14 protein-coding genes are annotated in these 14479 nt (G+C 58.9%); 9 read left to right on the forward strand and 5 right to left on the reverse strand.

Annotated elements, in window-relative coordinates:
• The first annotated feature begins 16 nt into the window (after positions 1-16).
• Genes ABFX35_RS19485 through alsE form a run of 3 tightly spaced genes read left to right on the forward strand, consistent with a single transcriptional unit; the run spans position 17 to position 2294 of the window.
• On the forward strand, positions 17-283 hold the full coding sequence (locus ABFX35_RS19485; protein WP_279029700.1) for a PTS sugar transporter subunit IIB: 267 nt from the start codon (positions 17-19) through the stop codon (positions 281-283).
• A 26-nt stretch (positions 284-309) separates the two neighbouring features.
• Positions 310-1572 carry a PTS ascorbate transporter subunit IIC gene (ulaA, locus tag ABFX35_RS19490; RefSeq protein ID WP_279029696.1) on the forward strand — a complete coding sequence of 421 codons (1263 nt, stop codon included), beginning with the start codon at positions 310-312 and terminating at the stop codon, positions 1570-1572.
• Positions 1573-1616: 44 nt separating this feature from the next.
• A complete protein-coding gene (alsE, locus tag ABFX35_RS19495) occupies positions 1617-2294 on the forward strand; it encodes a D-allulose 6-phosphate 3-epimerase (RefSeq protein WP_121552834.1) in 678 nt (225 codons plus the stop codon).
• 77 nt (positions 2295-2371) lie between these two features.
• On the opposite strand, the gene fdhD is transcribed toward alsE, so the two are convergent.
• Positions 2372-3187 carry a formate dehydrogenase accessory sulfurtransferase FdhD gene (gene fdhD, locus ABFX35_RS19500; protein WP_428832221.1) on the reverse strand — a complete coding sequence of 272 codons (816 nt, stop codon included), beginning with the start codon at positions 3185-3187 and terminating at the stop codon, positions 2372-2374.
• Positions 3188-3368: 181 nt separating this feature from the next.
• On the opposite strand from fdhD, the gene fdhE reads away from it, so the two are divergent.
• From fdhE to ABFX35_RS19525, 5 genes are all read left to right on the forward strand, one after another.
• Entirely contained in the window at positions 3369-4298 is a 930-nt protein-coding gene (fdhE, locus tag ABFX35_RS19505) for a formate dehydrogenase accessory protein FdhE (protein WP_279023583.1), read from the forward strand.
• Between the two features lie 113 nt (positions 4299-4411).
• On the forward strand, positions 4412-5059 hold the full coding sequence (locus ABFX35_RS19510; protein WP_346082541.1) for a DcrB-related protein: 648 nt from the start codon (positions 4412-4414) through the stop codon (positions 5057-5059).
• Between the two features lie 39 nt (positions 5060-5098).
• Positions 5099-5704 carry a glutathione S-transferase gene (locus ABFX35_RS19515; protein ID WP_346082542.1) on the forward strand — a complete coding sequence of 202 codons (606 nt, stop codon included), beginning with the start codon at positions 5099-5101 and terminating at the stop codon, positions 5702-5704.
• Between the two features lie 260 nt (positions 5705-5964).
• Positions 5965-7503 (forward strand): acetaldehyde dehydrogenase ExaC, encoded by a 1539-nt coding sequence (gene exaC, locus ABFX35_RS19520; protein ID WP_095846433.1) that lies wholly within the window; start codon positions 5965-5967, stop codon positions 7501-7503.
• A gap of 160 nt (positions 7504-7663) precedes the next feature.
• On the forward strand, positions 7664-8656 hold the full coding sequence (locus tag ABFX35_RS19525) for an acyltransferase (protein ID WP_279023592.1): 993 nt from the start codon (positions 7664-7666) through the stop codon (positions 8654-8656).
• A 3-nt stretch (positions 8657-8659) separates the two neighbouring features.
• Here the strand turns inward: ABFX35_RS19525 and ABFX35_RS19530 are convergent, their stop codons facing one another.
• The 4 genes from ABFX35_RS19530 to xylA form a co-directional block, all read right to left on the reverse strand.
• Positions 8660-9583 carry a GlxA family transcriptional regulator gene (locus ABFX35_RS19530; protein WP_346082543.1) on the reverse strand — a complete coding sequence of 308 codons (924 nt, stop codon included), beginning with the start codon at positions 9581-9583 and terminating at the stop codon, positions 8660-8662.
• A complete protein-coding gene (locus ABFX35_RS19535) occupies positions 9583-10137 on the reverse strand; it encodes a cysteine hydrolase family protein (protein WP_346082545.1) in 555 nt (184 codons plus the stop codon). The genes ABFX35_RS19530 and ABFX35_RS19535 overlap by 1 nt, the downstream gene beginning before the upstream one ends.
• Positions 10138-10212: 75 nt before the next feature.
• Positions 10213-11685 (reverse strand): xylulokinase, encoded by a 1473-nt coding sequence (gene xylB / locus ABFX35_RS19540; RefSeq protein ID WP_346082547.1) that lies wholly within the window; start codon positions 11683-11685, stop codon positions 10213-10215.
• A 108-nt stretch (positions 11686-11793) separates the two neighbouring features.
• The gene (gene xylA / locus ABFX35_RS19545; RefSeq protein WP_095846428.1) at positions 11794-13113 is read right to left on the reverse strand and encodes a xylose isomerase; all 1320 of its coding nucleotides are present in this window, start codon (positions 13111-13113) and stop codon (positions 11794-11796) included.
• A 368-nt stretch (positions 13114-13481) separates the two neighbouring features.
• Between xylA and xylF the strand changes: the two genes are divergently transcribed.
• Positions 13482-14477 (forward strand): D-xylose ABC transporter substrate-binding protein, encoded by a 996-nt coding sequence (xylF, locus tag ABFX35_RS19550; protein ID WP_279023603.1) that lies wholly within the window; start codon positions 13482-13484, stop codon positions 14475-14477.
• Positions 14478-14479: the final 2 nt, after the last annotated feature.

Raw genomic sequence — 14479 nt, forward strand, 5'->3', positions numbered from 1 at the left:
ACCAGAGATGACGATGATGAAAAAAGTACTGATTGTGTGTGGAAACGGTTTAGGCAGCAGCTTTATTGTCGAAATGAACGTGAAAAAGATAGTGGCGGAATTAGGAAAAGAAGCGGAAGTCGGCCATACCGATTTAACTTCCGCCAAATCGGAAAAAGCCGACCTGATTATTAGCGCCAAAGATATCGCCGATCAATTAGCCGGCCACAGTGCGCAGGTATTTGGCTTAAGTAATTTGCTGGATAACGCACGGATTAAAGAAATTCTGGCAGAGCACCTGTAATTATTCCCGATTGCATGGAGTAAATTATGCTGCAGTTCATCATTAAGGATGTTCTTGGAACACCCGCAATACTTGTCGGCCTGTTTTCTCTGATCGGGTTATTACTGCAAAAGAAACCGATCTCCGATGTTATTTCCGGCACGCTAAAAACCGTTATGGGTTTTGTTATTCTGATCGCCGGTGCCAATCTGATCGCCGCGACGCTGACTATTTTCAGCCAGCTGTTTGAACACTCGTTCTCGATTCAGGGCGTGGTGCCAAATACCGATGCGATGGCGGCGTTGGCGCAGCGGAATTACGGTACTGAAACCGCGATGATCATGGTGTTCGGTATGCTGGTGAATATTCTGCTGGCGCGCATTACGCCGCTGAAGTACATCTTCCTCACTGGCCATCACACGTTATATATGGCGGCGATGTTGGCGGTGATCCTGTCGGTGGGCGGCGTGAGTGGCTTTTGGCTGGTGCTGATTGGTGCGCTGATTCTCGGCACCATGATGGTGGTCAGCCCGGCGATTTTGCAGCCTTTTACCCGCAAAATCACCAATTCGGACGATCTGGCGCTCGGCCACTTTGGCTCCACCGGTTATCTGCTCTCGGCGTTGGTTGGCAAGTTGGTTGGCAAAGGCAGCCCGTCGATTGAAGAGCTGAAGGTGCCGAAAACCCTCAACTTCCTGCGTGATTCATCGGTGGCGATCTCGCTCACCATGATGATTCTGTTCATCGCACTGGTGCTGGTGGCAGGCAAAACGTTTACCGAAAGCCAGGTGAGCGGCGGCCAGAATTTCATCGTGTTCGCCATTATCCAGTCGATCACCTTTGCGGCGGGCGTTTACATCATCCTTGCCGGGGTGCGCATGATCATTGCCGAAATTGTCCCGGCGTTTAAAGGTATCGCCGACAAGTTAGTGCCGAATGCCAAACCGGCGCTCGATTGCCCGACGGTGTTCCCGTTTGCGCCTAACGCGGTGATCATCGGCTTCCTGAGCAGCTTCGCCGCCGGCCTGATCAGCATGTTCCTCTGCCCGCTGTTTGGGTTGAGCGTTATCGTGCCGGGCCTGGTGCCGCACTTCTTCTGCGGTGCGACCGCGGGTGTGTACGGCAACATCACCGGCGGGCGCCGCGGCGCTATCATCGGCGCCTTTGTTCAGGGGTTGCTGATCTCTTTCCTGCCGGCGATTCTGCTGCCGCTGATGGGCGATCTGGGCTTTGCGTCAACCACCTTCGGTGATGCCGACTTCGGTATTATCGGCATTATTCTCGGCCATATCGTTGCATTCTTCCATTGATGTCATGAGCAGCCGATGGCTGCTCATGTAATGAGGATTACCTAATGAACGCGAAATTTTCCCCTTCGCTGATGTGCATGGATTTAACCCGCTTTCGCGAACAAATTGAGGCGATGAACAGCACGGCGGCGTTTTATCACGTCGATATTATGGATGGCAGCTATGTAAAAAATATTACCCTGTCGCCGTTCTTTATCGAAAATCTGCGCAAAATTACCGAAGTGCCGATCGACGTGCACCTCATGGTTAACCACCCGGAAGATATTATTCCGATGTGTATTGATGCCGGCGCGGATATTATTAGTTTTCATCCGGAAACGGCGAATAATAAAATATTTCGCTTGTTGAATCAGATTAAAGACGCCGGGCGCCGCTGCGGCGTGGTATTAAACCCAGCAACGCCGGCTGACAGCATTCGTGAATATGCGCATTTGCTGGACAAAGTGACGGTGATGTCGGTTGATCCCGGTTTTGCCGGCCAGAAATTTATACCGGAGACGCTGGATAAAATTCGGCAACTGATTCGCCTGCGTGAAGAGCACGGCTATCACTATCTGACCGAGATCGACGGTTCGTGCAACGCACGCACCTTCCGGCAAATTGCGGCCTCGGGCGTGGATGTGTTTATCGTCGGCACCTCCGGCCTGTTCAGCCTGGCTGATGATGTGGCTGAAGCCTGGCAGAAAATGGAAGCTGTGTTCGCCGCCGAAACCGCTGCCTGATCGCCACCGGCGGCGAGGTGGCCGCCGGTTTCTCCTGCCTTACCCTGCGCGCAATGCCGTTTCCTTTTCACCGGTTCTTAAACCAGCCGCTGCGGATGGGTATAGACGCTCGCCCGGCCAGGCCGGCTGAAGCCCACCAGCGTCAGGTTACAGCGTTCGGCAATCTCTACCGCCAGTGAGGTGGCGGCAGACACGGCGAACAGGATCTCGGCGCCGCACATGGCGGTTTTTTGCACCATTTCATAGCTGGCGCGGCTGGAAACCAAAATCGCCCCTTGTTGCCAGCCCTGTTTGGCGCGCACGCCCAGCAGCTTATCCAGCGCCACGTGGCGGCCAACGTCTTCGCAGCCGCCCAGCAGCTCGCCCTGTGGTGTAATCCAACCGGCGGCATGGGTGCAGCCGGTCAGTTGGCCGACCTGCTGCACGTCCTGTAGTTGGGCCAATGCGCCGTCGAGCCGGCTGAGCGTGAAGGTTTGGCTAAATGGCAGCGGCGCCAGCGGGCGGAAGATATCGGCCAATTGCTCAATGCCGCAGACGCCGCAGCCGGTGCGCCCGGCCATAGCCCGGCGGCGTTCTTTCAGGCCGGCGAAGCGGCGGCTGGAAAGCTCAATGTTCACTTCCAGGCCGTGGCAGGTGGCGGCGATATCCATGCCGTAAATCTCGTTTGGCGAAGCGATAATTCCTTCAGACAGGGAAAAGCCAACGGCGAAGGCCTCCAGATCCTTGGGTGTGCACATCATCACCACGTGAGAAATGCCGTTGTAGACCAGCGCCACCGGCACTTCTTCCGCCAGCCAGTCTTGCCCGGCCGCCGCCAGGTCATCGCGTTGAAATACCTGGCGCTGGATGGCGCCGGCGAGCCCGGGCGCGCTGGTTGTGGGTTCTGCGTCTATATTATTCACTGACTTGGCACCTCGGCATAACACCCATACCTACCCTGTGGTAATGTGGCGTCAAATAATGTCTCTGCCTTTATCTTAGCGCTGTAACCCGATAAAGGCTTATGCACAATGTGATTATTGCTTGGCGCACAGGGCACTGCGCCGGCATGAGCCAACAGGAAAATAAACGCTGATGAGCATTCGTATCGTTCCTAAAACGCCGTCAGAGGCACCGAGCGCCAAGTTTACGGCGGCGCACGCTATTCCGCCGTTGCTGTTCGCTAACCTGAAAAGTCTCTATCGCCGCCGGGCGGAACGCCTGCGCACGCTGGCGGAAAATCATCCGCTGGGGGATTACCTGGAGTTTGCCGCGACCCTGGCCGAAGCGCAGCATAATGCCCTGCACGATAACCCGCTGCAGTTGGATCTGAGCGAAGCCCTGGCGCAAGGCGCGCGCAGCGGCAAACCGCCGCTGGACATCAGCGTGTTTGCGCGCAGTGGCCATTGGCGCACGCTGCTGGCTTCGCTGATCGCCGAACTGCGCCCGCAGGCGCCGGAACATATTCTGGCGGTGCTGGATAATCTGGAAAAAGCGTCTGTCACGGAGCTGGAACTGCTGGCCGATGGCTTGCTCAACCGCGAATTTAGCCAAATCGGCAGCGATAAGGCGCCTTTCATTTGGGCGGCGCTTTCGCTGTACTGGGCGCAGATGGCCAGCCTGATCCCAGGCAACGCCCATGCCGAAGACGGCGAGCACCGCCAGTTCTGCCCGGTGTGCGGCAGTATTCCGGTTTCCAGCGTAGTGCACATGGGCACGGCGAACGGCCTGCGTTACCTGCACTGCAACCTGTGTGAAAGCGAATGGCACGTGGTGCGGGTCAAGTGCAGCAACTGCGAGCAGACGCGCGATATCAATTACTGGTCGCTGGGCAGCGAGCAGGCGGCGGTGAAGGCGGAAAGCTGCGGCGATTGCGGCACCTACCTGAAAATTCTTTATCAGGAGAAAGATCCGCAGGTTGAAGCGGTGGCCGACGATCTCGCCACGCTGATCCTGGATGCCAAAATGGAAGACGAAGGGTTCGCCCGCAGCAGCATCAATCCTTTCCTGTTTCCCGGCGAATAAGCGGCTATCCCTTTATGCGGTTGCCATGTGGCAAATCGGGCCGCATCTCTGGCAAACGCCAGGGTGACTTGCTACGGTTAGGCATAGATGTGTGGTAGCAAAGGAAAGGGACGATGTTAACAACATGCGTAAAATTCGTCACGGTGGTCTGGCTGGCCGGCGCTCTGGTTGCCTGCGACAACCCGGACAGCAAAAAGCCGGAAATCCCGAAGCCGGAGCCTAAACCCATCGTGACTCAGCCCGCCGCGCCGCCGGTTGCGCCGGTGGCCGAGAGCGTGCAGCAGGCCGGCCTGCCGGTTTCCCTGCAGCAAGGGCGCATCACCTTTGAATTGCCGCCGGGCTTTAGCGATCAGACCAAGTACAGCGGTATTATCAACGATAGCAAATCCACGATTCAGCTGTTCCTGGACAGCAAATCGCGCCAGCGCACCGTCTCTTCCGAGGTGATCCCGCCGGAAGGGATGAAGCTCAGCAGCAGCGATGCGATGCTGAAAGAACTGATGCAGAGCATGATCACCGAGCTGGCGGATCGTTATCAGAATATCAAGAAGACCCGGGAAGAGAGCTTTAGCGTCGGCAAACAGCGCTTTCGCCGCCTGGATAGCGAACAGAACGTCAGCGGCCAGCAGGTGGTATCCACCATTGTGGTGACGGTATTCAACCAGCGCGTGGTCACGTTACAGATCCTGTCGCCGGCCAAAACGCCGAAGGCGCATCAGGCACTGGTGCAGCGGATTATTGAAACCATGGTGGTCAAATAACCCGGATAGTAAAGCTATCCCCGGATCGAGGAGCGACTGATGAAGCTGATCGGCAGTTATACCAGCCCGTTTGTGCGCAAGATTTCCGTGCTGCTGCTGGAAAAAGGGCTGGTGTTTGAATTCGTCAACGATCCGCCGTACGACGCAGGTAGCCAGGTTGCGGCCTTCAACCCGCTGGGGAAAGTGCCGGTGCTGGTGGCCGACGACGGCGAGCTGTTTTTTGATTCCCGCGTGATTGCCGAATACCTTGAGCTGCAGCAGGCAGCGCCGGCGTTCCTGCCGGCCGATCGCCTGGCGGCGCTGCGTATCCGCCGGGTCGAGGCGCTGGCGGATGGCGTGACCGAAGCCGCCGCCATGCTGTTTCGCGAAAGCAAGCGCGCGCCGGAGAAACAGGATGAAAACGGGATGCTGCGCCAGCGCCAAAAGCTCACGCAGGGGCTGGATGCGCTGGAAGTGTTGGCGCAGCAAAAAACGCTGCTCAACGCCGAACAGCTCACGCTGGCGGATATCGCCACCGGCTGTGCGCTGGGCTACCTGAATTTTCGCCGTATCGTGCCGAACTGGTGCGTTTCCCGCCCGGCGCTGATCAAGCTGGCCGAGCGGCTGTTCAGCCGCGAAAGCTTTGCCCGCACCCTGCCGCCCTGATCGGCAGGGCGGTGATACCGCTGCCAACCATCAGGCAAAACCGTGCCGGTTTAGCTGCCCACGGGGTAAAACTGTGACCCCCTTCCAAGAGTTGATCATTATTTCTGCCTGATGGGCGCTTCCTGCCTAAGCTTGCTATAGAGATTTTTCCCAGATTCTGATTCTTGCAACTTCATATACCACTGTATTAGCGGCCGCCCCGCGATACTGCTTACTGCCTGCGGGCGGTAATCATGATGCTGCGTAAAAGGAGACAGAACATGGCAACCCATACCACTGCAACCCAGATCACGCCCGAAAACACCGGTTTTCCGCTCAAGCTGAAAAAACGTTACGACAACTTTATTGGCGGTGAATGGGTGCCGCCGGTTCAGGGGGAATATTTCACCAACCTGACCCCGGTTACCGGCCAGGCGCTCTGCGAGGTGGCCAGTTCCAGCTCGCACGATGTCGATCTGGCGCTGGATGCGGCGCACCGCGCCAAAGCCGCCTGGGGAAAAATGTCGGTACAGGATCGCGCCAACCTGCTCAACCGCGTGGCAGACCGCATGGAGGAAAACATCGAGCTGCTGGCGGCGGCGGAAACCTGGGACAACGGTAAACCGATCCGCGAAACCCGTAACGCCGACGTGCCGCTGGCCATTGACCATTTCCGCTACTTCGCCGCCTGCGTGCGGGCGCAGGAGGGCGGCATCAGCGAAATTGATTCGGAAACCGTCGCTTATCACTTCCATGAACCGCTGGGGGTGGTGGGGCAAATTATCCCGTGGAACTTCCCGCTGCTGATGGCCTGCTGGAAAATGGCGCCGGCGCTGGCGGCGGGCAACTGTATCGTGCTCAAGCCCGCCAAGCTGACCCCGCTATCGGTGCTGGTGCTGATGGAGTTGGTGCAGGATTTGCTGCCGCCGGGGGTGATCAACGTGGTCAACGGCGCCGGCGGCGAGATCGGTGAATATCTGGCCACCTCGAAGCGCATCGCCAAGGTGGCGTTTACCGGTTCCACCGAAGTGGGCCGCCAAATCATGAGCTACGCCACGCAGAACATCATCCCGGTTACGCTGGAGCTGGGCGGCAAATCGCCAAACATCTTCTTTGCCGACGTGATGGATAAAGAAGACGCGTTCTTTGATAAGGCGCTGGAAGGGTTTGCGCTGTTTGCCTTCAACCAAGGGGAAGTTTGCACCTGCCCGAGCCGCGCGCTGGTGCAGGAATCGATCTACGAACGCTTTATGGAGCGCGCGATCAAACGGGTTGAAAGTATCCGCAGCGGCAACCCGCTGGACAATCATACCCAGATGGGCGCGCAGGTGTCGCAAGGGCAGTTGGATACCATCCTCAACTATATCGATATTGGCAAGCAGGAAGGCGCCCGGGTGCTGACCGGCGGCCGGCGCAAGGCGTTGGAAGGCGGGCTGGACGGCGGCTACTACCTGGAGCCTACCATCCTGTTCGGCAAAAACAGCATGCGGGTGTTCCAGGAAGAGATCTTCGGCCCGGTGCTGGCGGTGACCACCTTCAAGGATATGGATGAAGCGCTGGCGCTGGCCAACGATACCGATTATGGCCTGGGCGCCGGGGTGTGGAGCCGCAACGGCAACGTGGCCTACCATATGGGGCGTAACATCCAGGCCGGGCGCGTGTGGACCAACTGCTATCACGCCTACCCGGCGCACGCGGCGTTCGGCGGCTACAAACAGTCGGGGATTGGGCGAGAAACCCACAAGATGATGCTGGATCACTACCAGCAGACCAAATGCCTGTTGGTCAGCTACTCGGAAAAAACGCTCGGTTTGTTCTAACCGCCGCACCCCATGTTTTGCTTGCATGGCCCCTGCCGTTGGCAGGGGCCATTTTGTTGGCGGCAGCGCCGCAATAGCGCGTTTGGCTTGTCGCCGGCAGCGCCGCTCTATACCCTTTGGTGTTTGGAACCTACGACGAGGCCAGCGGCAAAGGGCGTTGATGAGCAATAAAATCGGCTGGATAGATAACCTGCGCGCCTTGGCGTGCCTGATGGTGGTGATGATTCATGCCACCACCTATTACGTGACTCACGGCATGGCAGTGGGCGAGACGCCCTGGGATGTGGCCAATGCGTTGAATGCGTTGTCGCGCGTTGCCGTGCCGCTGTTCTTTATGATTTCCGGCTACCTGTTTTTCGGCGAACGCAGCGCCAGCCGCCGCCACTTTAGCCGCATCGCCTGCTGCATTGCGTTTTATAGCGCCGTGGCGCTGATCTATATCGCGCTGTTTACCCGCATCGGTTTCTGGCCCTCGCTGCGCGGTATAGTGGAAAAGCCGGTGTTCTATCACCTGTGGTTTTTCTACGCCATCGCGGTGATTTACCTGCTCTCGCCGCTGATTTGCGTCAAGCCGGTGGCCGGGGGCTATCTGGCGGCGGCGCTTGCCGTGCTGGCGGTGATTGCCAATCCCAATACCCCGGCGTTAAACGCCGGCCACGCATCGTTATTGCCGGTGAATCTGTATATCAACGGCGATACGTTCTATTACCTGCTGTATGCGTTGGCCGGGCGGGCGATTGGCATGATGGATACCCAGCGGCGTGGCGCCAGCCTGCTGGCGGCGTTGGCGTTTGTGGTGTGCGTAGTGTTGATCATCGCCGGCACCAAGCGCCAGCTGTTTATCAACCGCAACTTTGCCGATACCTTTTACATTTACAGCGGCCCGTTGGTGTTTATTGCCGCCGTTGCGCTGCTGGTGTGGTGTAAAAACTGCCTGCCGGAGCCGATCGGTTGGCTGGGGCTATTTTCCCGCCATTCACTGGCGATCTACGGTTTCCACGCCATTATCGTCAATGCGTTGCGCAGCGGCCATCTGACGCTGAGCGCCTATCCGGTGCTGGATATCTTTTGGGTATTCGGCGCGGCGTTGGGGCTGAGCCTGCTGCTTTCCGCCGGCTTGCAACGCATCGATAAACGGCGGCTGGTTTCCTGAAGCCTATGCCGTCTGCGGCCAGCGCTGCTGGGCTCGGCGTAACTGCCGGCCGGAAGAGAATCCGGCGGCGAGGGCGGCCTTTTCCAGCCCGTAGCCCTGCTGCAGGCGTTGCTGCGCTACCGCCAGCCGCAGTTGCTCATGGTATTCACGCACGCTGATGCCAATGTGGCGGCGGAACAGCCGCGCCAGGTGGCGGCTGCTGACGTGAGCCCTGTCTGCAATCTGGGCGACCGACCATTCGGCTTCCGGCTCGGCGGCCATCACGTCCTGCGCGCGGTGCACTGCCGGGTGCAGGTGATTACGGTAGCGCAGCCAGGGCGATAACTGCGGATCGTCCCCGGAACGGCGGAAATACACCACCATTTCTCGTGCCACCGCCAGCGCTGCTGTGGCGCCACAGTGGCGGCCGATCAGATGCAAAGCCAGATCGATGCCTGCGGTAATGCCCGCGCTGGTATATATGCTGCGATCTTCGACAAAAATACGGTTTTCTTTTACCAGCGCCTCCGGCGCCTGCTGGCGCAGGCGAGCGATCACCTCATGATGCGTGGTGCACTGGTAGCCGTCGAGCAACCCGGCCTGCGCCGCCAGCAGCGCGCCGGAACAGATACATACCAGCGTGATGCGTTGTTCGCGCAGCGCCGGCAGAAGTTGCTGTAGCCACTGGCGCGCCAGCGCGGCTTCCTCATTGGCGAAAAAGGCGCTGGAGTCGGTTACGCCGGGCAGCACCAGAATATCGCCGTCCGCCAACCGTGGCGGCAACGGCTGGAGCTGGCCCAGCGTCATACCGATGGAACAGGTGATCTGCGGGCACGGGCTGATATAGCGCAAGGCAAACTGCCCGCTTAGGCGCAGGGTTTCCGCCGGGCCGCTGACGTCCAGCGACAGCACGTTGGGCAGCAGTAAAAAATAAACGGTTTGGGTCATCAGGGTTCCTGGCGCAGATCCGCCAGTGCCTGGTCGACGCTGGCGAGCTGGGCGAAACGGCCGGCCAGCACCGTTTCAGTATGCCGCTTTAGCTGCGCCGTGGTAAAGCTCGCGCCGTCCGGGTGCTGCATGGGGAAGGTGAGCGTAGCCTCGGTGACGAAGGTCACCCGGTAGCCCAGATCGGACGCCACCCGGGCGGTGGTTTCGCAGCACTGTTCGGTGCGCAAACCGGCGATGATCAGGTGCCTGACGCCGCGCTCCCGCAGCCAGGCGTCCAGGCCGGAATCGGTCAGGGCGTTGTGAACCCGTTTGTGTACCGTCACATTCGCCTGATGCTGCAGGAACGGCAAGCGCTGCACCAACCCGGACGCCAGGGAAAAGGGCCCCTGCGGCGCAACGTGGAACACATCGACCAGCGCCACGCCCTGCTGTTGGCAACCGGCGATGAGCCGCTGCAGGTTGGCGGTGAATAATGGCAGATCGTCTTCCTGCCAGAATGGCCGGTGCAGGAAGGAGTGTTGAACATCAATGATTAACAGTGCGCTGTGTGGCATTTTCGGCCCTCCGCCGTGTGGGATTAAGCCTATCATGCGCGGCTTTCCACAACGGAAGAAGGCCAAAAACGGCCATCATGATGACACCAACGGACCCTTGGTTAACGGCAGCAGGCAGCGATACAGCTCGCGGAAGGTCGCGCGCTGTTCGGCATAACGCGCATGGCGCTCGCTATCCGGTTGGTGAACGTGTTCCAGCGGCAGTTCCGGTAGCAGTTCGCTCAAGGGGCGCTGCGGGTTGAGGGCAATCTGCGCCAGCCGCGCCGCGCCCAGCGCCGGGCCGACGTCGCCGCCGGTGCGGTATTCCAGCCGCTGGCCGCTGATGTCCGCCAGCATTTGGCGCCAGTACGGGCTGCGCGCGCCGCCGCCGATCAGCCGGATGCTGGTGGGCTGCAGGCCGCTGGCGTGCAACACATCCATCCCGTCGGCCAGCGCAAAGCCCACGCCTTCCAACACGGCGCGCGCCAGATCGTTCGGGCCATGCTGATGAGTCAGGCCCCAAAAGGCGCCCTTGGCGTTAGGGTTGTTGTGCGGCGTGCGCTCGCCGGAAAGGTAGGGCAGGAACCACAGGGGCACCTCTGCCGGTTCGGCCTGCTCGACGTTGCGCAGCAGGGTGGCTACGTCTGCCACCTGGGTTAATTTGCATACCCAGTCCAGGCAGGAAGCGGCGCTCAGCATCACCGACATCAGGTGCCAGGTGGCGGGCAGCGCGTGGCAGAAGCTGTGCACGGCGCTGGCCGGGTTGCTAAGGAAGCCGTCGCTGACGGCGAAATAGACCCCGGAAGTGCCGAGCGACAGCATCGCCTGGCCGGCCTGGTATAGGCCCACGCCCACCGCCCCGGCGGCATTATCGCCGCCGCCGGCCACCACCGGCACCGGCTGTATCCCCCAGCGTTTGGCCAGTTCCGTATGCACCTGGCCGGTAATCTGGTTGCCTTCAAACAACGCCGGCATCTGATCGCGCGTCAGCCCGCAGGCGGCGAGCAGTTCATCGCTCCAGGCGCGCTGCGCCACATTGAGCCACAGGGTGCCGGCGGCGTCGGACATATCGCTGGCGAATTCGCCGGTGATGCACCAGCGCAGGTAGTCTTTCGGCAGCAAGACTTTGTCGATCTGGCTAAATATCTGCGGCTCATGCTGTTTGACCCACAGCAACTTCGGTGCGGTAAAGCCCGGCATCATCAGGTTGCCGGTGATGGCGCGCGCGTTCGGCACCGCCTGTTCCAGCGCCTGGCACTCGGCCGCGCTGCGGCCATCGTTCCATAAAATGGCCGGCCGCAGCACCCGCTGTTGTTTGTCCAGCAGCGTGGCGCCGTGCATTTGGCCGGTCAGGCCGATAGCCTTGACCGCCTGCAGATTATGCTGTTTCGCCAGCGCCAGCATGGCGCGGTCGGTGGCTTTCCACCAGTCCTGCGGCGATTGCTCCGACCACAGCGGATGAGGGCGTGAGATCGGCAAGGGTTCGCTTTGGCTGGCCAGCAGTTGCCCCTGTTCGTCGAGCAGAATGGCTTTCACGCCAGAGGTGCCAAGATCGATGCCAATGTACATGAGCGCGTATCCTTCAAAGCGTGGGGCCGCCGGGCGGCAAGGCACGCCAGCACCTTGCCGTGGCCCTCGGGGGTTTAACACAACGGCGGGCAACGCCGCCGGATGGGGCTAACCGAACAGATAGCGGTTGACCAGGTTTTCCAGTTTTTCCTGGTGGCCGCTTTGGTGCTGCGGCGCCAAAGCCTGTTGTTCAGCGTACTTCGCCAGCGCATCAAGCGACAGTTTTCCCTGCAAAATTTGCTGGCCCAGTTCACTGTTCCAGCCGGCGTAGCGCTTGGCGACCTGCTGATGCAACTGGCCGTCTTCGACCATCTTCGCCGCCACTTTCAGCGCCAGCGCCATGGTGTCCATTGCGCCGATGTGGCCGTAGAACAGATCGTATTTGTCAGTGCTCTGGCGGCGCACCTTGGCGTCGAAGTTCAGGCCGCCGGTGGTGAAGCCGCCCGCCTTGAGGATTTCGAACATCACCAGCGCATTTTCCTCCACGCTGTTCGGGAACTGATCGGTGTCCCAGCCAAGCTGCGGATCGCCGCGGTTGGCGTCAACCGAGCCAAAAATACCCAGTGCGATGGCGGTGGCGATTTCATGATGGAACGAGTGGCCGGCCAGGGTAGCGTGGTTGGCTTCAATATTGAGTTTAATCTCTTTTTCCAGCCCGAACTGCTTAAGGAAGCCGTACACGGTGGCGACGTCGTAGTCGTATTGGTGCTTGGTCGGCTCCTGCGGTTTGGGTTCGATCAGCAGCGTGCCCTGGAAGCCGATTTTGTGTTTGTGCTCCACCACCATCTGCATAAAGCGGCCGATCTGTTCGCGTTCCTGGCGCAGATCGGTGTTCAGCAGGGTTTCATACCCTTCGCGCCCGCCCCACAGCACGTAGTTTTCGCCGCCGAGCTTTTTCGTGGCGTTCATGGCGGTAAACACCTGGGTGGCGGCCCAGCAGAACACGTCCGGATCCGGGTTGGTCGCCGCGCCGGCGCCGTAGCGCGGGTGGGTGAAGCAGTTGGCGGTGCCCCACAGCAGCTTAACGCCGCTGCTCTGCTGCTTCTCGGCCAGCACGTCGCTCATCACCGCAAAGTTGTTCAGGTATTCTTTCAGCGATGCGCCTTCCGGCGACACGTCAACGTCGTGGAAACAGTAATAAGGCACGTTGAGCTTGTGGAAGAACTCGAACGCCACATCGGCCTTTAATTTAGCCAGCGATAGCGCATCGCCCGGCTGTTGCCACGGGCGATCGAACGCACCCACGCCGAACATATCCGCGCCGGTCCAGCAGAAGGTATGCCAATAGCAGGCGGCAAAGCGCAGATGATCGGCCATGGTTTTGCCAAGGATGATCTCATCCGGGTTGTAATGGCGGAATGCCAGCGGGTTGGTGCTGCCGGTGCCTTCATAGCGGACGTGTTCGAGCTTTTCAAAATAGGATTGCATTCTTGACTCCTTAATTGACAGAACCCTGCGTACGGGATACTGCCTCATCTTCGGAGTTCATTGCCGGCTGCTCAATTACGTTATTTCACACTTAAACGCACAGAATTATTAAATGTGCGCAAGATCCCATAACGACGATAAAACGTAGCCGGAAAGAGACAGACGGGATGTTTCTATTTAGCAGCGTGAAAGTCTCTGGGTGAAAACGTGATCGCCACCATAAAAACAACATTAAACCAAAAAACATAATTGGTGGGTAAAAATCAGTAATTGCTGAATTCGAAATAAGCGTCAACAATTCGCAGGACGTTATCAAAAAGCCTGTTTCAATTATTACCCCTACACATTCAATAACAAAGGTATATAAGATGAAATTCAAGCACATTTTCCTCTCTGCCTGCGCTCTCCTGGTGCTGGCCTGCCAGCCGGGGTTCGGTAAAGAAATAAAAATCGGTATGGCGATCGATGATTTGCGCCTGGAACGCTGGCAAAAAGATCGCGACATTTTTGTGAAAAAAGCCACCTCGCTGGGTGCCGACGTGTTTGTTCAGTCCGCCAACGGCAATGAAGAAACCCAGATGGCGCAGGTTGAGAACATGATCAACCGTGGCGTCGATGTGCTGGTGATCATCCCTTACAACGGCCAGGTGCTGAGCAACGTGATCGCCGAGGCGAAGCGCGAAGGCATCAAAGTGCTGGCTTACGATCGCATGATCAATAACGCCGACATTGATTTCTATATCTCGTTCGACAACGAAAAGGTGGGCGAAATGCAGGCGCAAAGCCTGGTCGAACGTGTGCCGCAGGGCAACTACTTCCTGATGGGCGGCTCGCCGGTGGATAACAACGCCAAGCTGTTCCGCAAGGGGCAGATGAACGTGCTGCAACCGCTGATCGACAGCGGCAAGATCAAGATAGTGGGCGATCAGTGGGTTGACGCCTGGCTGGCGGAGAACGCGCTGAAGATTATGGAAAACGCCCTGACCGCCAACAACAACCATATCGATGCGGTGGTGGCCTCCAACGATGCCACGGCGGGCGGCGCTATCCAGGCGCTGGCGGCGCAGGGGTTGGCCGGTAAGGTGGCCATTTCCGGCCAGGATGCCGATCTGGCGGCGATCAAACGCATCGTGGCCGGCACCCAGACCATGACGGTGTATAAACCGATCAGCAAACTGGCGGATGAAGCGGCGGATATCGCCGTGCAGCTGGGCAAGGGCGAACAGCCGAAATCCAATAGCGTATTGAATAACGGCAGCCGCGACGTTCCCGCCTGGTTGTTGACGCCGATCGCGGTGGATAAATCAAATATCGACAGCACCGTTATTGCCGATGGCTTCCATAAAAAATCCGATATTCATTAATT

The organism is Gibbsiella dentisursi (genome assembly GCF_039539505.1).
Lineage (GTDB): Bacteria > Pseudomonadota > Gammaproteobacteria > Enterobacterales > Enterobacteriaceae > Gibbsiella > Gibbsiella quercinecans.

Coding starts and splice junctions, on each gene's coding strand:
- ABFX35_RS19485 (WP_279029700.1), top strand. CDS start 17: ATGAAAAAAGTACTGATTGTGTGTGGAAACGGTTTAGGCAGCAGCTTT.
- ulaA (WP_279029696.1), top strand. CDS start 310: ATGCTGCAGTTCATCATTAAGGATGTTCTTGGAACACCCGCAATACTT.
- alsE (WP_121552834.1), top strand. CDS start 1,617: ATGAACGCGAAATTTTCCCCTTCGCTGATGTGCATGGATTTAACCCGC.
- fdhE (WP_279023583.1), top strand. CDS start 3,369: ATGAGCATTCGTATCGTTCCTAAAACGCCGTCAGAGGCACCGAGCGCC.
- ABFX35_RS19510 (WP_346082541.1), top strand. CDS start 4,412: ATGTTAACAACATGCGTAAAATTCGTCACGGTGGTCTGGCTGGCCGGC.
- ABFX35_RS19515 (WP_346082542.1), top strand. CDS start 5,099: ATGAAGCTGATCGGCAGTTATACCAGCCCGTTTGTGCGCAAGATTTCC.
- exaC (WP_095846433.1), top strand. CDS start 5,965: ATGGCAACCCATACCACTGCAACCCAGATCACGCCCGAAAACACCGGT.
- ABFX35_RS19525 (WP_279023592.1), top strand. CDS start 7,664: ATGAGCAATAAAATCGGCTGGATAGATAACCTGCGCGCCTTGGCGTGC.
- ABFX35_RS19530 (WP_346082543.1), bottom strand. CDS start 9,583: ATGACCCAAACCGTTTATTTTTTACTGCTGCCCAACGTGCTGTCGCTG.
- ABFX35_RS19535 (WP_346082545.1), bottom strand. CDS start 10,137: ATGCCACACAGCGCACTGTTAATCATTGATGTTCAACACTCCTTCCTG.
- xylB (WP_346082547.1), bottom strand. CDS start 11,685: ATGTACATTGGCATCGATCTTGGCACCTCTGGCGTGAAAGCCATTCTG.
- xylA (WP_095846428.1), bottom strand. CDS start 13,113: ATGCAATCCTATTTTGAAAAGCTCGAACACGTCCGCTATGAAGGCACC.
- xylF (WP_279023603.1), top strand. CDS start 13,482: ATGAAATTCAAGCACATTTTCCTCTCTGCCTGCGCTCTCCTGGTGCTG.